The sequence below is a fragment of the Synechococcus sp. WH 8101 genome (assembly GCF_004209775.1).
Classification (GTDB): domain Bacteria; phylum Cyanobacteriota; class Cyanobacteriia; order PCC-6307; family Cyanobiaceae; genus Synechococcus_C.
Genome location: NZ_CP035914.1, coordinates 1994067 through 2011749 on the forward strand (window position 1 = coordinate 1994067; position 17683 = coordinate 2011749).

The 17683-nt window shown below is 64.8% G+C and carries 20 protein-coding genes, 1 tRNA gene and 1 pseudogene; 13 read left to right on the top strand and 9 right to left on the bottom strand.

All coding sequences use genetic code 11. From position 1 onward, the window contains the following. Nucleotides 1-83: 83 nt before the first annotated feature. The gene (gene tatC / locus SynWH8101_RS10680) at nt 84-818 is read left to right on the top strand and encodes a twin-arginine translocase subunit TatC (protein ID WP_130130491.1); all 735 of its coding nucleotides are present in this window, start codon (nt 84-86) and stop codon (nt 816-818) included. Here the strand turns inward: tatC and SynWH8101_RS10685 are convergent. After that, a complete protein-coding gene (locus SynWH8101_RS10685) occupies nt 769-1089 on the bottom strand; it encodes a DUF3067 family protein (protein ID WP_370586995.1) in 321 nt (106 codons plus the stop codon). The two genes, tatC and SynWH8101_RS10685, sit on opposite strands and share 50 nt — an antisense overlap. 126 nt (nt 1090-1215) lie before the next feature. Here SynWH8101_RS10685 and petC point away from each other — a divergent pair, with 126 nt between their 5' ends. The 6 genes from petC (at nt 1216) to SynWH8101_RS10715 (ending at nt 5420) form a co-directional block, all read left to right on the top strand. Next, nucleotides 1216-1752 carry a cytochrome b6-f complex iron-sulfur subunit gene (gene petC / locus SynWH8101_RS10690; protein ID WP_130129751.1) on the top strand — a complete coding sequence of 179 codons (537 nt, stop codon included), beginning with the start codon at nt 1216-1218 and terminating at the stop codon, nt 1750-1752. 44 nt (nt 1753-1796) lie between these two features. Continuing rightward, the gene (gene petA, locus SynWH8101_RS10695; RefSeq protein WP_130129752.1) at nt 1797-2729 is read left to right on the top strand and encodes a cytochrome f; all 933 of its coding nucleotides are present in this window, start codon (nt 1797-1799) and stop codon (nt 2727-2729) included. 4 nt (nt 2730-2733) lie between these two features. After that, nucleotides 2734-3600: a prolipoprotein diacylglyceryl transferase gene (lgt, locus tag SynWH8101_RS10700; RefSeq protein ID WP_130129753.1), complete on the top strand. Its 867-nt coding sequence runs from the start codon at nt 2734-2736 to the stop codon at nt 3598-3600. Further along, the gene (cobM, locus tag SynWH8101_RS10705; protein ID WP_130129754.1) at nt 3597-4364 is read left to right on the top strand and encodes a precorrin-4 C(11)-methyltransferase; all 768 of its coding nucleotides are present in this window, start codon (nt 3597-3599) and stop codon (nt 4362-4364) included. The genes lgt and cobM overlap by 4 nt, the downstream gene beginning before the upstream one ends. A gap of 43 nt (nt 4365-4407) precedes the next feature. After that, a tRNA-Val gene (locus SynWH8101_RS10710) sits at nt 4408-4479 on the top strand. Nucleotides 4480-4589: 110 nt separating this feature from the next. Beyond that, on the top strand, nt 4590-5420 hold the full coding sequence (locus tag SynWH8101_RS10715; RefSeq protein ID WP_254427948.1) for a helix-turn-helix domain-containing protein: 831 nt from the start codon (nt 4590-4592) through the stop codon (nt 5418-5420). Here the strand turns inward: SynWH8101_RS10715 and SynWH8101_RS10720 are convergent. After that, nucleotides 5383-7044: a Ppx/GppA phosphatase family protein gene (locus SynWH8101_RS10720; protein WP_130129755.1), complete on the bottom strand. Its 1662-nt coding sequence runs from the start codon at nt 7042-7044 to the stop codon at nt 5383-5385. The genes SynWH8101_RS10715 and SynWH8101_RS10720 overlap by 38 nt on opposite strands. A gap of 75 nt (nt 7045-7119) precedes the next feature. Between SynWH8101_RS10720 and SynWH8101_RS10725 the strand changes: the two genes are divergently transcribed. Both SynWH8101_RS10725 and SynWH8101_RS10730 read left to right on the top strand, forming a co-directional pair. Then, nucleotides 7120-8046 (top strand): 4-hydroxybenzoate polyprenyltransferase, encoded by a 927-nt coding sequence (locus tag SynWH8101_RS10725; RefSeq protein ID WP_254427949.1) that lies wholly within the window; start codon nt 7120-7122, stop codon nt 8044-8046. Nucleotides 8047-8071: 25 nt separating this feature from the next. Next, a pseudogene (locus tag SynWH8101_RS10730) lies at nt 8072-8977 on the top strand (LD-carboxypeptidase). Here the strand turns inward: SynWH8101_RS10730 and ispD are convergent. After that, the gene (gene ispD, locus SynWH8101_RS10735; RefSeq protein WP_130130495.1) at nt 8964-9641 is read right to left on the bottom strand and encodes a 2-C-methyl-D-erythritol 4-phosphate cytidylyltransferase; all 678 of its coding nucleotides are present in this window, start codon (nt 9639-9641) and stop codon (nt 8964-8966) included. The pseudogene SynWH8101_RS10730 and the gene ispD overlap by 14 nt on opposite strands. 73 nt (nt 9642-9714) lie before the next feature. Here ispD and SynWH8101_RS10740 point away from each other — a divergent pair, with 73 nt between their 5' ends. The 3 genes from SynWH8101_RS10740 to fabG are packed head-to-tail and all read left to right on the top strand — an operon-like array spanning nt 9715 to nt 12462. Next, nucleotides 9715-10551, top strand: coding sequence for a glycosyltransferase family 9 protein (locus tag SynWH8101_RS10740; protein WP_130129756.1), 837 nt, complete (start codon nt 9715-9717; stop codon nt 10549-10551). Continuing rightward, the gene (locus SynWH8101_RS10745) at nt 10551-11663 is read left to right on the top strand and encodes a TrkA family potassium uptake protein (protein ID WP_130129757.1); all 1113 of its coding nucleotides are present in this window, start codon (nt 10551-10553) and stop codon (nt 11661-11663) included. The genes SynWH8101_RS10740 and SynWH8101_RS10745 overlap by 1 nt, the downstream gene beginning before the upstream one ends. A 46-nt stretch (nt 11664-11709) precedes the next feature. After that, nucleotides 11710-12462 (top strand): 3-oxoacyl-[acyl-carrier-protein] reductase, encoded by a 753-nt coding sequence (fabG, locus tag SynWH8101_RS10750; RefSeq protein ID WP_130129758.1) that lies wholly within the window; start codon nt 11710-11712, stop codon nt 12460-12462. Between the two features lie 16 nt (nt 12463-12478). On the opposite strand, the gene SynWH8101_RS10755 is transcribed toward fabG, so the two are convergent. After that, on the bottom strand, nt 12479-12655 hold the full coding sequence (locus SynWH8101_RS10755; protein WP_130129759.1) for a hypothetical protein: 177 nt from the start codon (nt 12653-12655) through the stop codon (nt 12479-12481). A 129-nt stretch (nt 12656-12784) separates the two neighbouring features. Between SynWH8101_RS10755 and groL the strand changes: the two genes are divergently transcribed. After that, on the top strand, nt 12785-14464 hold the full coding sequence (gene groL / locus SynWH8101_RS10760) for a chaperonin GroEL (protein ID WP_130129760.1): 1680 nt from the start codon (nt 12785-12787) through the stop codon (nt 14462-14464). Between the two features lie 29 nt (nt 14465-14493). On the opposite strand, the gene SynWH8101_RS10765 is transcribed toward groL, so the two are convergent. From SynWH8101_RS10765 to SynWH8101_RS10785, 5 genes are read right to left on the bottom strand one after another with little or no spacing between them, the layout of a single operon-like run. Further along, complete coding sequence (locus tag SynWH8101_RS10765; protein WP_130129761.1) at nt 14494-14676, bottom strand: hypothetical protein; 183 nt, start codon at nt 14674-14676, stop codon at nt 14494-14496. Between the two features lie 48 nt (nt 14677-14724). Next, nucleotides 14725-15447, bottom strand: coding sequence for an N-acetylmannosamine-6-phosphate 2-epimerase (locus SynWH8101_RS10770; RefSeq protein WP_130129762.1), 723 nt, complete (start codon nt 15445-15447; stop codon nt 14725-14727). Between the two features lie 3 nt (nt 15448-15450). Then, complete coding sequence (locus tag SynWH8101_RS10775; protein WP_130129763.1) at nt 15451-15777, bottom strand: hypothetical protein; 327 nt, start codon at nt 15775-15777, stop codon at nt 15451-15453. A 4-nt stretch (nt 15778-15781) separates the two neighbouring features. Next, nucleotides 15782-16609 (bottom strand): ABC transporter permease, encoded by an 828-nt coding sequence (locus tag SynWH8101_RS10780; protein ID WP_130129764.1) that lies wholly within the window; start codon nt 16607-16609, stop codon nt 15782-15784. 51 nt (nt 16610-16660) lie between these two features. Further along, nucleotides 16661-17674: an ATP-binding cassette domain-containing protein gene (locus tag SynWH8101_RS10785; RefSeq protein WP_130129765.1), complete on the bottom strand. Its 1014-nt coding sequence runs from the start codon at nt 17672-17674 to the stop codon at nt 16661-16663. Nucleotides 17675-17683: the final 9 nt, after the last annotated feature.

Genomic DNA, 17683 nt, shown 5'->3' on the forward strand with positions numbered 1-17683 from the left:
CCCTGGAACCGCCGCCGCCGATTCGCATCCCCAGACCCACGGCCTCCCAGCCGCCGGTTGATGCACCGCCGGCCGACCGGGACATGCCCCTGGTGGATCACCTGGAGGAGCTGCGCCAACGGGTGTTGCGCAGCCTGCTGGCCGTTGTACTGGCCGCCCTCGGCTGCCTCCTGGCTGTGAAACCCCTGGTGACCCTGCTGGAACGCCCCGCCGGCTCGATTCATTTCCTGCAGCTGGCACCAGGTGAATTTCTGTTTGTGTCGTTCAAGGTGGCCGGCTATGCCGGCCTCACCCTGGCCTTGCCCTATGTGCTCTACGAGGGCCTTGCCTTCGTGATACCCGGCCTCACCCGAAGGGAACGGCGCCTGATCGCGCCCGCCGTGGCCGGATCGGCCTGCCTGTTTCTTGCCGGGCTCGCCTTCGCCTGGTGGGCCCTCGTGCCTGCGGCCCTCCGCTTTCTGGTGAGCTATGGCGCCGATGTGGTCGAACCGCTCTGGTCGATCGAGCGCTACCTGGATTTCGTGCTCCTGCTGATGCTGGCCACCGGCCTGGCCTTCCAACTGCCGGTGCTGCAGCTGCTTCTGGGGCTGTTCGGACTGATCACCTGGCGACGGATGCTGGCGGCCTGGCGCTGGGTGGTGCTGGCCGCAGCCCTCGCAGGGGCCGTGCTCACCCCCTCGACGGATCCGATCACCATGCTGCTGCTGGCTGGAGCGATCACCGCCCTGTTTCTGATTGGTGTGGGCCTGGTCGCCCTCACCCAGGGGTTCAAAGCAGAAACTCCTCCAGACGCTCCGCCCCCTGCAGCTGCAGGCTGAGAGCCTTGCCGAGCCGGGGCCGATCCCGGGTGGAGGCCAGCCACTGCCGCACCACATCAGCCTGAGCCAAGCGGTTCACCACCTCGAGCACCTCGGCGAGGTGATGCCGATACGCCGTCGCATCCATGGGGAAGGACTGCTGCTCCAGATAGGCCCACATCACCTGCAGGTACAAACGGCCTTGTCTGACGACGAGCTGAAGGTCGTAACTCGCCTGCCAACGCTGCTGAAGACAGGCGATCACCTCCTCCACAGTCAGGGGCTCAGGCACGTTGGCGGGTGGATCAACAAGCACGAAAACAGGCTGTGGCGGGAGGTTAAAGCCCAGTCGTTGCAAAGCGTGATGGGCCCTTCAACGTCCATAATGGTCGCCATTCAGTGACGGTTGCCCTCCGCCATGACCCAAGCCTCCTCGAGCGATGTGCCCGGAATGGGTCGTCGGCAGTTCATGAATCTGCTGACCTTCGGATCCGTAACCGGCGTCGCCCTCGGTGCGCTCTATCCGGTTGTGAACTACTTCATCCCCCCGCGGGCCGCCGGCAGTGGCGGCGGCACCGCAGCCAAGGATGAGCTGGGCAATCCCATCACCGCCACCGGCTGGCTGAGCAGCCACCCCAGTGGTGACCGCAGCCTGGTGCAGGGTCTCAAGGGTGACCCCACTTATCTGATCGTCGATGGCGACGACGCCATCGGCAGCTATGGCATCAACGCCATCTGCACCCACCTGGGTTGCGTGGTGCCTTGGAACAGTGGTGCCAACAAGTTCATGTGCCCCTGCCACGGCAGCCAGTACGACGCCACGGGCAAGGTGGTGCGTGGTCCTGCACCCCTGTCCCTTGCACTTGCCAACGTCAGCGTTGAAAACGACAACGTGTTTGTGAGTCAGTGGACCGACACCGACTTCCGGACGGGCGAGAAGCCTTGGTGGGTCTGATCTTCAGAGCCTTCCCGACAGTCCCACCCGTTTTCCCGACTCCGATGCGCCGCCTTCTCTCCCCTCTCCTCGCCGCCCTCATCGTCGGCGTTTCCGTGTTCACCGCTCCGGCAGCCAGCTGGGCCTATCCCTTCTGGGCCCAGCAGAACTACGACTCACCCCGTGAGGCCACCGGCAAGATTGTGTGCGCCAACTGCCATCTGGCCAAGAAACTCACCCAGGCGGAGGTGCCCCAATCGGTTCTTCCCGACAGCGTCTTCAAGGCTGTGGTGAAGATCCCCTATGACACCAGCGTTCCGGAGATTGGTGCCGACGGCAGCGACGTGCCCCTGCAGGTGGGTGCGGTGGTGATGCTTCCCGATGGCTTCAGCCTCGCCCCCCAGGACCGCTGGACTGATGACATCAAAGAAGAAACCGAAGGGGTGTATTTCACCCAGTACAGCGACGATCAGCCCAATGTGATCCTCGTCGGCCCGATCCCAGGTGATCAGCATCAGGAGATTGTCTTCCCGATCCTTTCACCCGATCCCGCCTCAGACAGCAACATCCACTTCGGCAAATATTCCATCCACGTGGGCGGCAATCGGGGCCGTGGCCAGGTCTATCCCACCGGCGAAAAGAGCAACAACACCGTGTTCACGGCGCCTGGAGCCGGCCGGATTAGCGCCATCGAGGCTGGCGACAATGGTGCCAGCGTCGTGACGATCACGGCGGCCGATGGCAGCGAAGCCAGCGAAACCATTCCGGTCGGTCCCCAACTTCTTGTCTCCGTTGGCGACGAGGTGGAGGCTGGTGCTGCACTCACCAATGATCCCAATGTGGGTGGTTTTGGCCAGCTCGATACGGAAGTGGTTCTTCAGAACCCGGTGCGGATCTATGGCCTTCTCGCCTTCTTCGCTGCGGTGGCCCTGGCCCAGATCATGCTTGTGCTGAAGAAAAAGCAGGTCGAGAAAGTGCAGGCAGCTGAAGGCGTCTGATCCCGTGTCCCTCTTCGCGATATTCACATCTCCCGGGCCCGAGCTTGTTCAGCTCGGGCCTTTTGTCTTGCGGTGGTATGGGCTGCTGATCGCCCTGGCGGTGCTAATCGGCCTCAACCTCTCCAGCTGGCTTGCCAAACAACGCCACCTGGAGCAGGGGCTGATCAGTGATCTGCTGCCGATCCTGGTGCTGGCGGCCGTGGTGGGCGCTCGCCTGTATTACGTCGCCTTTGAATGGCGCAACTATCAGGGGGCCTGGTGGGAAGCCTTCGCCATCTGGCGCGGCGGCATCGCGATCCACGGTGCCCTGCTGGCCGGCACTATCGCGGTGATCCTGTTCTGCCGCTGGCGGCGCCAACCACTCTGGGATGTGCTGGATGTGCTCGTGCCGTCGGTGGCCCTCGGGCAGGCGATCGGTCGCTGGGGCAACTTCTTCAACTCCGAAGCCTTCGGCGTGCCCACCGATCTTCCCTGGAAACTGTTCATTGCCTACCCCAACCGGCCGGCCGTCTTTGCCGATGCCGAGTTCTTCCACCCCACTTTCCTGTATGAGTCGGTCTGGAATCTGGGGGTGTTCGGCCTTTTGATGGTCCTGTTCGTGCGTGGCCAACGCGGTCGTCTCGTGCTGCCCGCCGGTGCTCTTAGTTGCCTTTATCTGCTCACCTACAGCCTTGGCCGCTTCTGGATCGAAGGCCTTCGCATCGACCCCCTCTGCCTCAAAGGCCTTCCCCCTTTTTGCGATGGAGGCCTGCGGATGGCGCAATTGATGAGCCTCGCCCTGATCGCTCTGGCCGGAGTCGGGCTGTGGTGGCTATACGGGCGTAAGCGTCCCTTACCTGATCCCTGCGGACATCGACGAGAAGCTGCATGACCCAACCCGATGCTCTGGTTTCCATTGTGGGAGCCGGTCCAGGTGCTCCCGACCTGCTCACCAGACGCGCCGAAGACCGCATCCGCTCCGCCGATGTACTGATCTGGACGGATTCACTGATTTCCCCCGAGATCGCCGCCCTGGCCAGGCCTGAGTGCGAACGAATCCGCAGCAGCACCTTGACCCTCGAAGAAGTGGTGCCCCTGATGATCGATCGCGTGCGGCAGGGCCTTCGCGTGGTTCGACTTCACGATGGTGATCCCTGTTTGTATGGCGCCCTCACCGAACAGATCTGCGGGCTGGCCGATGCCGGCATCGACACGGAGGTGGTTCCTGGCCTCAGCGCCTACCAGGCGACGGCCTCCGCGCTGAAGGCGGAACTGACCATCCCCGGCCTGGTGCAAACGATCGTGCTCAGCCGCGCCGGGGGGCGCACCGGTGTGCCGGAGACCGAGACTCTCGAGCAGCTGGCACGGTTAAGAGCCTCGCTCTGCCTTTATCTAAGTGCTCGCCATGTCGAAGAGGTGCAGGCGACCCTTCTGGAGCACTATCCGGCCGACACCCCCGTCGCCATCGGCTACAGGGTCAGCTGGCCCGACCAATGGCTGCAGGTGGTGCCGCTGGAGCGCATGGCGCAGGCTTCACAGGAACGTGGACTGATCCGAACAACCCTGTACGTGATCAGCCCAGCGCTGACGGCCCAGGGCCATCGCTCCAAGCTCTATTCACCGGAGCACGACCACCTGTTCCGTCCGCAGCGCTGACGGCTCGGAGGACTGCCGGTGGTGGTTTAAGATTCTTTTGTGCGGGCGATTAGCACAGTGGTAGCGCACTTCCTTCACACGGAAGGGGTCACTGGTTCGAATCCAGTATCGCCCATGTCTTCATCAATGACCGACTGATCGGTCCATCAAGATCTCATCGTCATCTTTGACGATGACAGAACAGGGCACTGCATTTAAGGTTTAAGGCCATTGTTTGGGGTCTTCATGGGAGCGGGTCATGGCCGTGATTCCTCCATGCTCACCTCCGCTGAGGAGGCTGATTCGACAGCCACAGCGACGGGTCTCGCCGCTGCTGGTCTGGCCCTGCGGCAAGCTCGCGAGGCCCAGGGCCTGAGCCTCCACGAGCTGGCAGGCAGCCTGCGCATGGGCGAAGAGCAGCTGGCAGCCCTTGAGGCCGGCGACCGCGCCAACCTGCCTGAAGCGGTGTTCGTCAAGGCGATGGTGCGTCGGGTCGCCGGCAAAGTTGGACTGGAGGCCAACGCACTCGTCACGGGCCTGGGTGATCTGGATCAGGAGCGCCCCCAGCCCCAAAGGAACTCCGGCAGATCGAGCGCAACGCCACGCAGCAAGAGCCAGGCGCGCCCGACGCCACAAGGCCGGCCCGGATGGCTGGGGCTCGCGACTCTGTCGGGGTTGATCGCCATCGCGGCCGTGATCGCCGGGCTGTTCAGCCTGAGCAGGATCACCCCGGAACCCTCCACCGCCGCCCAACCAACCGAAGCCTCTGCGGTCTCCCCGCCGACGCCCCCCCAGCCTCCGGCAGCTGCCTCCACTGTCACAATCACATCCCAGGAGCCCAGCTGGCTGGTCATCCGCAACGCCAAGGGCGCCATCCTCTTTGAGGGCATGCTGAAAACCAGCACCACCCTGCGCGGGGAGCGGGTATTGGAGATCTATGCCGGACGGCCTGATCTGGTCAAGGTCAGCACCGGAGAGGGAGACAACGCCACCGCCGCACGGACCCTCGGGAGGATCGATGATGTGCGCTGGTATCAGGTCACTGCTGAACCGTCACCGTCAGATTCAGCCCTGTGATGTCACGGAGCACCGAGGCACAGCTCTCCAGACTCCACTGCTCCAGGCTGATGTTCTGATTCACGCGCTCTGGAATCAGGCCGAGCTGGAGCTCGTGGCCCGTGACTTTGGCCTGAATCGAGGCCACCACAGGCTCCGGGCGACGGTCGAGCGCTGCAGCCAGGCGCAGCAACAGGGCCATCTCCGACACCGTGGCGCGATTGGCACGAGACTGGAGCGCCTGCCAAGCTTCATGCCGTTTTTTCGGCAGGCTGCGGCGGTGATATCGGGCGATGGCCGCCACCATCAGATGCTCCGCCTCTGAGTAGCCCAGCAATTCGCCATGGCGAATCAGATACCAGGAATGCTTGTGATAAGCACTGAGATTGATGTGTTGGCCACAGGTGTGGAGCATGGCGGCCGCCCAGAGCAAATCACGGCCAGGCCCCTCATCACGATGCAGGCGACCACGGGTGGCGTCGTAGAGGCTGAGGGCATGGGAAGCGACCCGTTCGGCCCGCAGCTGATTCACAGCGAACCGCTGCACCTGATGAATGACGGTGCGCTGGCGGATACTGCTCTGAAAACTGAAGCGATCCTCCAGCAATCCATGCCGGAGCATCCAATCGACGATCAACCCCTCCCGGAGCGCCCGCTCGCTGAGCACCAACTCCTGGACGGCGAGCATCTGCATGGTGGTCTGCAGGATCAGCGCACCAGGCACGATGATTTCGGCGCGGCGGTCGTTGATCGGAGCCAGGGAGCGGCGCTGCTCCGGTGACATCTCAACCAGTTTCTCGACGACGCGATCCAGCCGTTGCCTGGAGATGCGATACCCGTGCAGCTTCAGAGGTGGGCGCTCCTCCTCACTGGCAGCGAGCGCCCCGATGGCCATGGCGGTGCCACTGGTGGCCACCATCACAGGGGTCTCACCGGGCTTGATCCGCCGCCGCACCTTGTCGACCGCCGGCTCCAGTGATCCCTGAATGAACGCCTGCAGGAAAGCCCGCCTCTGGGCCGGCATCGGATCATGCTTCACGAAATCCCGCTGCAGGCGCACGGCACCCACCCGGGTGCTGGTGAGCGCCCGGGCATCGCGGCCATCGGCAAGGATCAGCTCCGTGGAACCACCGCCGATATCCAGGAGCAGGTGGGGGCGATCCCCGAATGGCATTCCCGACAGCACACCCAGGTAGATCAGCCGCGCTTCCTCTGGGCCACTGACCAGATCCACCTCCAGATCAAGCTCATCCTTCACTTTCTGAAGAAACTCCCGACCGTTGGGTGCTTCCCGCACGGCACTGGTGGCGGCTGTCACCACCTGCTCCACCTGATGGCTGGAGGCGAGGTCACGGAAGCGCCGCAGCGTCTCTAGGGCCCTGGCCATCGCCGCATCGGTGAGCTTGCCGCTTTCGGGATCACGCTCGCCCAGGCGGGTGGTGGATTTCTCCGCCAGCTCGATACTGAAGGTGCGCAGGCTGGGATCAACGGCAGCCACCAGAAGGTGGGTGGAATTGGTGCCGATATCGATCGCCGCCACCTGACGAAGCCGTCGGCCATTGCGCAGGACACCCCTGGAGGAGGGGGCTGGCTCCGTCTCGGCCGTCACTGGCTCGCGCAGCGCGGAGGGGTCGGCACCCGCCATGGAGCAGCAGTCGTCAGTCCGCCCCACTCTGCCACCGCTTCCCCAACCGCTCCCGACTGCGGCCCAGGTCACACCATGCCTAGGGTTCCGCAGTTGCAGAGCGTCGTGAGCAGCGCGTTGTCCCGTTCCGACCTCACCGCCTGGATCCAGCTGCTGCGCTGGAACAAACCCACGGGTCGCCTGATCCTGCTGATTCCGGCGGGCTGGAGTTTGTGGCTGGCACCCACCGCCCCACCGTCTCCCTCCCTGGTGTTGTGGATCGCGCTGGGGGGCGTGGCCATCAGTGGCGCCGGCTGCATTGCCAACGACCTCTGGGATCGGCGCTTCGATCGAGAGGTCGCCCGCACCCGCAACCGCCCCCTGGCCCAGGGAAAGCTCTCGCTCACCTCGGCATTTGCCGCCCTGGTGCTTCTGCTGCTGCTCGGCCTGGCGGTGGTGCTGGCGTTGCCGGCGACCAGCCGACTGACCTGTCTACTGCTGGCGATTCTGGCCTTACCCCCGATCCTTCTCTATCCATCAGCGAAACGCTGGCTGGCCTATCCCCAGGCGGTTCTGGCCCTCTGCTGGGGATTCGCCGTCCTGATTCCCTGGGCCGCCAGCGGCGCCAGCCTGCAGGCGTCCTGGCCTTTGCTCGGCTGCTGGATGGCCACCCTGCTCTGGACCTTCGGGTTCGACACCGTCTATGCCATGGCAGACAGACCTGACGATGCCCGTCTGGGCCTGAACAGCAGCGCCCTGAGCCTGGGCCATCGCGCCGTGCGCGTGGTGCGCATCAGCTACGCCCTCACCAGCCTCTGCCTGGCGATCGCCGCCTGGCAAGGTGGCCTGGGCTGGCTGTTCTGGCCCTGCTGGCTCCTCGCAAGCGTCGGCATGCAGCGCGCTACGGGCGAGCTGCGCGGCGATCAGTCCCAGCCGATGGCTCTCTTCGGACGCCATTTCCAGCAGCAGGTCTGGCTCGGATCCCTGCTGCTCTTGGGTCTGATTCTGGGCAGGATTCTCTGAGCCACGACCCACCGCCGCACCCCCCTTGGCTCCTCGCCCCGATCACCGGGCTGTCCTTCCGCCCCCTCAGCCCTTGCAACAGGGTGATGGCGTCGCCGTGGTGGCCGCCAGTTCCGCCCTTGAAGATGCCAGTGCCCTTCAGGCCGGCCTCGATCTGCTGAGGTCCTGGGGATTGGAGGTGAAACCGAGCGAGGCAAGCGGGCGACGCTGGGGCTATCTGGCCGGGACGGATCGAGAGCGCCGCGCCGATCTCATGCCCACACCCCCAGCCCGGCTCCTGGCCTGTGCCCGTGGCGGCTGGGGGGCCGCCCGGCTGCTGGAGGAGCCACTGCACTGGAGCCCTGGATGGTTGTTGGGCTTCTCCGATGTGACCGCCCTGCTCTGGGCCCGCTTAGCCGCCGGCGTCCCCGGCGGCTAAGCGGGCCCTCTGCTCACCACGCTGGCCAGCGAGCCGGGCTGGAGTCAGCAACGCCTGCACGATCTGTTGTTTGGCCAGCCCATTCCCCCCCTGCAGGGCTGCAGCTGGCGAGGGGGCCGCAGCCACGGCCCCCTGGTGGTGGCGAATCTCACGGTGGCCAGTCACCTGCTCGGCAGCAGCCACGTTCCCAACCTCGATGGGGCGATTCTGGTGCTGGAAGACGTCGGCGAAGCGCCCTACCGGCTCGATCGCATGCTCACCCACTGGCGCCTGCTTGGACTGCTGCAGAACCTGGCTGGCCTCGGCTTCGGTCGCTTCAGCGGATGCGAGGAACGGGACGGGGAGCGCTCCGGCTTCCAGGTGGAGGATGTGTTGCGGGAGCGGACGGCCGACCTGGCCATCCCGCTGCTGGGCGAGCTACCCCTGGGCCACGGTGCAGGCGGCAATGCGGCGCTGCCCCTGGGCCGAATGGCGGAACTCGATGGCGATCGGGGCCTACTCAGCCTGCTCTGAGCGCCAGCACCGCCTCCGCCACGATGAGATCAAAGGGCGTCGTGACCTTGATGTTGGCGGGGCCGGCCTCCAGCACGCGCACCTGCCATCCCAGCCGCTCATACAGCGAGGCATCGTCGGTGACACTCCAGCCCTGCTCGAGCGCTTGACGGTGCCCCTGCCGCAGCTGCTCCACAGCAAACCCCTGGGGAGTCTGCGCTGCCCAGAGGCTGGAGCGATCCGGCGTTGCGGTGATCCGCCCCGCCTCATCCACACGCTTAATGGTGTCGGTCACGGGTGTGGCGGCAATGACCGCTTCTCCCGCCTCCACCGCTGAGGCACAGCGATTGAACAGCTCCGGCTCCACCAGGCAACGCGCTCCGTCGTGAATGAGCACATGCAGGGCCTCCGCCGGCAGGGCTGCCAGACCTCGCTCCACAGACTGCTGGCGGGTGCTGCCGCCTTCGATCCAGATCACCGGCTTGGCCGTGTCGCTCATCAGCGGAGCGATGGCGGCCTGATCCACCGGTTGGCCAACGATGCCGATCCAGGAAATGGACGAGGCCTTCAACGCCGCCTCCAGGGTCCAGGCCAGCACCGGCCTCCCGGCCAGGGGGAGGAGCAGCTTGTTGCACTCGGCACCCATGCGACGTCCACTGCCAGCGGCGGCGATCAACAGATGCACAAGCGACTCCTCGGACCAGCGGGTGGAAACGGCCTCCATACAATCAGCTCGCACCGTTCTGTGCTGCTGGTTCATGCGTGTTCTTGCCCTCAGTCCGGGGAGTGTTCAGCAGCAACTCCAACGCCTACCGGCCCTGGCGGCGGTGGCGGATCAACTGGGCGGCACGCTGCAGGTGGCGGCACCCGCCGCCACACGCGAGGTGTGGACGCTGCTTCCCGCAATGGAGAAGCTGATTCCCTTTCCTTTCGATGCAGCGCCCACGCTCGCCGACTGGGCCAACCTCCTGGGCTCCGTGCGCGAGCCAGATTTTCAGGTGTGTCTCAATTTCGCGGAAGGGCGTCAGGTGAATCTGATGCTGTCGATGAGCCACATCCCCACCCGCATCGCCAGCAGCGGCTTCGCCAGCACGGCCATCGCCACGCCCACGGAGGGCTGGTCCGCCCAACAGCCGCAAGGCTTCCTCAGCGCCATCGGGCTGTCGCTTGATGCCAACAGCTTTCGCCTCACCCTTCCAGCCACAGCGCTGAACGAGGCCCGAGCCCAGCAACCAGCCGGCGAGGGGCCGATGCTTCTGCTCGCCCCAGGCGGCGGCAGCCACGACTGGCCGGCAGAGCGTTGGCACAGCCTTCCCGACGCGATCCGCACCCGGCTGGCCACCCTGCGCTGCAGCGAACTACCACCGGGCGGGTCTCTGCTCAGCCGTGCGGCTTCGATCGCCAGCGCTGATGTGGTGCTCAGCAGCTGCCCGATCAGCCAGCTGCTGGCTGTTTACAGCGGCGTGCCTTTGGTGGCCCTTGGCGCCGACCTACAGCAGCTGCCTGCCCGAGAAGGGCTCAAGGCCGTTCCAGCCCCTGCCTGCGGGCTGCCATCCCTCGATCCCCAGGATGTTCTGAGCGCGCTGGGCTTCTGATGCCAAGCCCGGCGCCACGCCTGCCCCAGCGTTCCCACGGCAGGGGCCGTCGTCGCAGCAGCCGGCCCCAGCTCAAGCGCCTGGCCAGACCGTGGCTGCTGCCGCTGCTCGCTCTGGCGGCGGTGATCTGTGGCGGCGCCCTGGGCTACCGCATCACCGAAGGCTGGGACTGGGGAGATTGTCTCTGGATGGTGTTGATCACCATCAGCACGATCGGCTACGGCGAAGTCGAGCCGCTTTCCCAGGCCGGACGGTTGGTGACGGTGTTGATCATTGCCGGTGGCCTGGTGGTGGTGCAGCTCTCGATTCAGCGCATCCTGGGGCTGACAGAGTCCGGCTATTTCCGTCAGTTGCGCGATCTGCGCTTCCGGCGGATCCTCAGGCGCATGCACAACCACGTCATTCTCTGCGGCTACGGCCGCATGGGCCGTGAGATCGGTGCCCAGCTGCAATTGGAGAACGTGCCTGTTCTCGTGGTGGAACTGGATCCGGAACGGCGACAAGCCGCGGAAGAGAGTGGCCTGCGGGTGCTTCAGGCGGATGCCACCCTCGATGAAACCCTTTTGGAGGCCGGTCTTGAGCGCTGCCGCAGCCTTGTCGCCGCCCTGCCAAGCAATGCAGCCAATCTCTATGTGGTGCTGAGTGCCCGCGGCCTCGAACCACGCTGCCGGCTGATCGCCAGGGCCGACAGTGAGGAATCAGCCGCCAAATTGCGCCTGGCGGGAGCGAGTGTGGTGGTGAGTCCCTACGTGGCCGGAGGTCGAATGATGGCCGCCACCGCCCTGCGGCCCCTGGCCGTGGATTTCATGGATCTGCTGGCGGGGTCGGATTGCGAAATCGAGGAGTTTCAGCTCAGCGCTGATCCGCTGTTGCTGCACAACCTGCCCGGGCGCAGCCTGTCGGAACTGCAGCTGGGGCGCCGCACCGGAGCCATGGTGCTGGCCATTCGCGACCGAGGCCGCCTGATCGCCAACCCGGGCGGCGATGTGGTGCTGGCACCCGGTCAATTGCTGGTGGTGCTGGGCAGCAAAGGCCAACTGCGGTTGTTGCGGGATCTGCTCGGTTCCGCCGTCGACATGGTGGAAACGATGGGTCGCACGGGGGGCGGCTGATCCCTGCTTACGATCCCGGGCGACCGATCACCGTTGCCGTTCTGCCATGACCACATCCGCCCCCATGACTGGCCAGACGGCGATCGTGACCGGTGCCAGCCGCGGCATCGGCCGTTGCGTGGCTCTGGCGCTGGCAGAGGCGGGGGCTGAGGTCGTGGTCAACTACGCCCGCTCCGCCGACGCAGCTGAGGCCGTGGTGGCGGAGATCCTCGAGGCCGGCGGCCAGGCCTATGCCCTCAAGGCCGACGTGGCCGAGGAACACGCGGTGGAGGCCATGGTCAACACCGTGCTCGAGCGAAGCGGCCGCATCGATGTGCTGATCAACAACGCCGGTATCACCCGCGACGGCCTTCTGATGCGCATGAAGACGGACGACTGGCAGGCCGTGATCAACCTCAATCTCACCGGCGTCTTCCTCTGCACCCGCGCGGTGACGCGCACCATGCTGAAGCAGAAAAGCGGCCGGATCATCAACATCACCTCGGTGGTGGGACTGATGGGCAATGCGGGCCAGGCGAACTACGCCGCCGCCAAAGCGGGCGTGGTGGGCCTCACCCGCAGTGCCGCCAAGGAGATGGCGAGCCGCGGCATCACCGTCAATGCCGTGGCACCGGGCTTCATCACCACCGACATGACCAAGGATCTCGACGCCGAGGGCATCCTTGCGGCCATACCCCTGGGGCGGTTCGGCAATCCAGAACAGGTGGCGGGCGCCGTGCGCTTTCTCGCGGCTGATCCAGCTGCTGCTTACATCACGGGCCAGGTGCTGCAGGTGGATGGGGGCATGGTGATGGGCTGATCAGGCCGCCCGTTTGTCATGACTCCAGCGGTTGGCCCAGTTCATCCCGCAATCGCCGGATCCTCTGGAGCAGCCGCAGCCGTCGGCTGCGTGCCGTGGCCGTGAGAAATATGCGCAGGGGCACGTAGACGAGCGTCATGGCTCCGGCCAGAGCCGCGATCAGCACAAAGAACAGGGTGCCGGAATCACTCATGAGTCGACGTTAACGAGTGTGTTCGGCACACACACGCTGAAGCGGCCCTTGATTCGGCTTTCCCCACCGAAGCGTTGATCCAGGAGACCGCCTCTCTGTGGGACATTGATCGGCGGGATTCAGACCATCATGGCCAAACTTCTTAGTTTTTCGGATGATTCGCGCGCCGCTCTCGAGCGGGGCATGAATGCCCTCGCCGATGCCGTGCGCGTGACGATCGGCCCGCGCGGTCGCAACGTTGTGCTGGAGAAAAGCTTCGGCGCACCCGACATCGTGAACGACGGCGACACGATCGCCAAGGAGATCAGCCTGGATGATCCTTTTGAGAATCTGGGAGCCAAGCTGATTCAGCAGGTGGCCGCCAAAACCAAAGACAAGGCCGGCGATGGCACCACCACCGCCACCGTTCTCGCCCAGGCCATGGTGGAGGAGGGTCTGCGCAACACCGCCGCCGGTGCCAGCCCGATCGAACTGCGTCGCGGCATGGAGAAGGCCGTGGCCCAAGTGGTGGCTGGGCTCGACCAGCGCAGCCAGAGCGTCAGCGGTGATGCCATCCGTCAGGTGGCCACGGTGAGCTCCGGCGGCGATGAAGAAGTGGGCCGAATGGTGGCCGAAGCGATGGACCGGGTCAGCGTGGATGGGGTGATCACGGTTGAGGAATCAAAATCCCTGGCCACCGAACTGGAAGTCACTGAAGGCATGGCCTTCGACCGTGGCTATTCCTCCCCCTACTTCGTTACCGATGGGGACCGCCAGGTTTGTGAATTTGAGAATGCCCTGCTGCTGCTCACCGACCGCAAGGTCAGTGCTGTGGCCGACCTCGTGCCTGTTCTCGAAAGCGTCCAGTCGTCTGGCTCACCCCTGGTGATCCTGGCGGAAGAAGTTGACGGGGAAGCCCTGGCCACGCTGGTGGTGAACAAGAACCGCGGTGTGCTTCAGGTGGCAGCGGTGCGCGCTCCTTCCTTCGGAGAACGGCGGAAAGCTGCCCTGGCTGACATCGCCGTGCTCACCGGTGGCACAGTGATCAGCGAAGACAGAGCGATGACCCTCGACAAGGTGACGCTGGCCGACCTGGGCCGCGCCCGTCGGATCACGATCACGAAAGACAGCACCACGATCGTGGCCAATGATGATCACCGGGATGCTGTGTCAGCTCGGGTGGCTTCGATCCGCCGTGAGCTGGAGAACACCGACTCCGACTATGACCGTGAAAAGCTGAATGAGCGGATCGCCAAGCTGGCCGGTGGCGTTGCGGTGATCAAGGTGGGAGCGCCCACCGAAACCGAACTGAAGAACCGCAAACTGCGGATCGAAGATGCCCTCAATGCCACACGTGCCGCCGTGGAAGAGGGGATCGTTGCAGGTGGCGGCTGCACCCTGCTGCAGCTTTCGACCGAGCTGGAGGGCCTCGCCAACACTCTTCAGGGTGATCAACGCACTGGCGTGGCGATTGTGCAGCGGGCCCTGGCAGCGCCCCTGCGCCAGATTGCGATCAACGCTGGCGCCAACGGCGATGTGGTGATCGACGAAGTGCGTCGCAGCGGCAAAGGCTTCAATGCCATGACCGGTGGTTACGAGGATCTGCTTCAGGCCGGCATTCTCGATGCCGCCAAGGTGGTGCGCCTCGCCCTTCAGGATGCAGTGTCCATCGCCTCCCTGCTGATCACTACCGAAGTGGTGATTGCCGACAAGCCTGAGCCTCCAGCCCCGGCGGCTCCTGGCGGTGGTGATCCCATGGGTGGCATGGGAGGAATGGGTGGCATGGGCATGCCTGGCATGGGCGGCATGGGAATGCCCGGCATGATGTGACGCACCTGCCCCCTGGTGTTTCAGGCGCTTCAGAGCGCACGCACCAGGCGGGCATGCAAGCGACAAACCGTAAGAGCCTCGCGGGGTGGGCGTCGGCACAGACGCCCCAACTCCGCATTTAGAGCCTGCAATTCACCCATCGGCAGCCCGGCGATCGGCATGCCGAGGAAGAGGCCACCGAGTAGAAGCGGCGCAAAGAAACGATGGGCCACAGATCTTATGCGTCTCAACCCATTCTGAACACGCGACGTTCGCGCGGATCATGCGCTTGACGCTGCTTGACGTCGACGCTGGTCCTCCAAAGCACGGCCGTAGGCCTGCACCTGAAGGTCCACGCCGGTGATGGCCGTCCCAACAACCACCAGGTCGGCGCCTTTGGCGACCGCGTCCACCGCCGCAGGGGCCGAAGCGATGCCTCCCTCGCAGATCAACGCCACGGATGGCGGCAGCTGCTGCCGCAGGGGTTGAAGCAGATCCAGGGCCGGCGGACTGTCTCCGGATGTGGCTTCTGTATAGCCGTAGAGGGTGGTGCCGACCCAGGCGCATCCGAGCGCTGCCGCCCTCAACCCGTTGGCCACACTGTCGATGTCGGCCATCAGTGGAGCACCGAGCTCCTCCCCGGCACGTTTCACTAACGCCTCAAGAGACTCGCCATCCGGTCGTGAACGCGCAGTGGCATCGATCGCGACCACATCGGCTCCTGCGGCCCACACAGCGCGAATCTCCTGCCAACGCGGCGTGATGTACACACTGCTGCCGGGGAAGGTTCGCTTCCACAAACCGATAATCAACGCCTCCGGGCAACGACGACGCACAGCGCCGATATGCTCCGGGCTCTCCAGGCGCACCCCCACCGCACCATTGCGCAGACTCGCTTCCGCCATCGCCGCGATCACCTCCGGATGGCGCATCGGCGATGCTTCCGGAGCCTGCACCGACACAATCAGGCCTCCGCGCAAAGCCCCCAGATCAAGGCGCTCCATCGATCAGGAGGCCTGAGGGAACTCGACGGTGTCGGCAGGAAGCCAACGGCGCAGGCGTTGAAGACGGGGTGCCGGTGGCGGCGGCAGTTCGCTGTCCTGGACCTGGCTGCGCCAGTCGAGCGTGGGGATCTCCGCTTCCGTTACGGCAGGCAACCCATCCTCTGACTGGTCGATCGAACCATCGGGCAGCGAATCGACGCCATAGCGATGCACCCACTGCAATTCCAACAGGGCAGCAGCGCGGTGGTCACCGCGATCCCGGCACGAGGCCAGCAGGCGCTTGAGGGTGTCCTGACGCTGATGGGGTTGGCGAAACGGAGAATCGAGCACGGAATCAGGCGAGCTTGCGGTTCAGGAGGGGGCGGATCAGCAGGAACAGCCCAAGAGTGAGGCCAGCGAGGACCAGCAGACAGGTGGTGCCACTGACGGGCCCATAGGGCGCCTCAAGCAACACATTGGACAGGTCGAGGGGACCGGCGTAAGCGGCCCGAATCGGTTCAATCGCGAAGGTAAGCGGATTCAGGGCTGCAAGCCAGCCCATCCAGGTGGGCATGAAAGACAGTGGCGCCAGAGCAGTGCTCGCAAACAGCAGCGGCAGGTTGGCCACGAAGATCACCGCGATCAACTCGATATGACCCGGCAGGGCGAACGCGAGGCCCAGACTCAGCGCAGTGACCGCAAACACCAGCATCAAGAGCGTGAGCATCACCAGCCCCAGGCCAGCCAGACCGGGCCAGCCATAGCCGAGGACAGCGGCCATCAACATGATCGCCAGGCTCTGCACCAGGCTGAGGGTGGTGATGTAGAGCACCGAGGCCAACACAATCGAACTGCGACTGCGCAGGGGAGCGACGAGCAGACGGTTGAGAAACCCGAATTCACGGTCAAACATCACCGGCAAACCGGCATTAAGTGCGCCGCTGAAGGCGGTGAACACGATCACGCCAGCCCCGAGAAAACGTCCATAACTCATGCCGCCGGGAAGCAACCCTTCCGGCGCACGCGAAAACAGAGCCCCGAACAACACCAACCAGATCAGGGGCTGCAGGATCCCGGCCACCAGAGTGGAGGGTCTGCGCTGCAACTGCAGGAAAAGGCGACGGGTGAGAGCCGCTGTTTCCTGCATCAGTTCAGAGAGAGCGGAAGGGTCAGACGCGGTCATCGCAACAAGGGGAGAGGTTCGAAGTGGGAGAGAACACAGCCGCCTGGGCTGTCAACGCATGGCCTGCTTACGCTCTTGCTTTGGATCACGCTGACCGGCCACAGCCAGTTCCGCATCCATCAAGGTGCGGCCGGTGGCCTGCAAATACACATCATCGAGGCTCGGGCGGCTCTGGGCCAGGGCGAACACAGGGAGCCCGGCGGCGTCGAGCTCGGCACGCAAGCGCGGCAACACCTCCTCGCCATCCACAACCAGATTGAGCGAATAGCCCTGGGAGCGATTGACCACGATCCGACGCACCCCCTCCAGGGGTTCCAACAGGGCACAGAGGTGGTTCGCCTCCGAAGGATCACTAAATTCCCTGACGCGCAGGGTGACCCGATCCCCCCCCAGTGCCTGCTTCAGAGCCTCAGGCGAACCCTCCGCGATCACTCGCCCTGCATCAATGATCGCCATCTGATCGGCAAGCGCTTCCACCTCCTCGAGGTAGTGACTGCTGAGCAGCACGCTGGTGCCCTGATCCCGCAGGTCCCGCAGCACCTGCCAGATCGCGGCCCGACTCTCGATATCCAGACCCACCGTGGGTTCATCGAGCACCAGCACCCGGGGACGGTGAAGGAGGCCGGAGGCCAGGTCGAGGCGACGGCGCATCCCACCGGAATAGGTCCCGCAGCGCCGGTCGACCCACGCCTCCATGCCCAGACCATTCACCAGCTCGTCAATGCGCCTGTCCCGTTCCCGTCTTGGCAGGTGGTAGAGATCGCCCTGCAGTTGAAGTAATTCGCGGCCGGTGAGGATCTTGTCGATCGCCACCTCCTGGGCGACATAACCGAGGAGACGACGCACAGCGCGAGGATCGGTCAACGCGTCAACCCCCGCCACCCGCACGCTGCCGTGATCAGGGGCGAGCAGGGTGGCGATGATGCGCAGGGTGGTGGTTTTGCCGGCACCGTTCGGTCCCAGCAAGCCATACAACGCTCCCTCTGGAACCGAGAGGGAGAGACCGTCGAGGGCCTTCACCTCGCCATAGGCCTTCTCCAGTTGAACCAGCTCCAAGACAGGCATCGAGCCGTT

Excerpts from the sequence above, each read along its gene's own strand:
- fabG (WP_130129758.1), top strand. The coding sequence starts at position 11,710 with ATGACCACATCCGCCCCCATGACTGGCCAGACGGCGATCGTGACCGGT.
- SynWH8101_RS10745 (WP_130129757.1), top strand. The coding sequence starts at position 10,551 with ATGCCAAGCCCGGCGCCACGCCTGCCCCAGCGTTCCCACGGCAGGGGC.
- groL (WP_130129760.1), top strand. The coding sequence starts at position 12,785 with ATGGCCAAACTTCTTAGTTTTTCGGATGATTCGCGCGCCGCTCTCGAG.
- SynWH8101_RS10780 (WP_130129764.1), bottom strand. The coding sequence starts at position 16,609 with ATGACCGCGTCTGACCCTTCCGCTCTCTCTGAACTGATGCAGGAAACA.
- SynWH8101_RS10725 (WP_254427949.1), top strand. The coding sequence starts at position 7,120 with ATGCCTAGGGTTCCGCAGTTGCAGAGCGTCGTGAGCAGCGCGTTGTCC.
- SynWH8101_RS10770 (WP_130129762.1), bottom strand. The coding sequence starts at position 15,447 with ATGGAGCGCCTTGATCTGGGGGCTTTGCGCGGAGGCCTGATTGTGTCG.
- tatC (WP_130130491.1), top strand. The coding sequence starts at position 84 with ATGCCCCTGGTGGATCACCTGGAGGAGCTGCGCCAACGGGTGTTGCGC.
- SynWH8101_RS10720 (WP_130129755.1), bottom strand. The coding sequence starts at position 7,044 with ATGGCGGGTGCCGACCCCTCCGCGCTGCGCGAGCCAGTGACGGCCGAG.
- SynWH8101_RS10740 (WP_130129756.1), top strand. The coding sequence starts at position 9,715 with ATGCGTGTTCTTGCCCTCAGTCCGGGGAGTGTTCAGCAGCAACTCCAA.
- SynWH8101_RS10715 (WP_254427948.1), top strand. The coding sequence starts at position 4,590 with ATGGGAGCGGGTCATGGCCGTGATTCCTCCATGCTCACCTCCGCTGAG.
- petC (WP_130129751.1), top strand. The coding sequence starts at position 1,216 with ATGACCCAAGCCTCCTCGAGCGATGTGCCCGGAATGGGTCGTCGGCAG.
- SynWH8101_RS10785 (WP_130129765.1), bottom strand. The coding sequence starts at position 17,674 with ATGCCTGTCTTGGAGCTGGTTCAACTGGAGAAGGCCTATGGCGAGGTG.
- SynWH8101_RS10755 (WP_130129759.1), bottom strand. The coding sequence starts at position 12,655 with ATGAGTGATTCCGGCACCCTGTTCTTTGTGCTGATCGCGGCTCTGGCC.
- cobM (WP_130129754.1), top strand. The coding sequence starts at position 3,597 with ATGACCCAACCCGATGCTCTGGTTTCCATTGTGGGAGCCGGTCCAGGT.
- petA (WP_130129752.1), top strand. The coding sequence starts at position 1,797 with ATGCGCCGCCTTCTCTCCCCTCTCCTCGCCGCCCTCATCGTCGGCGTT.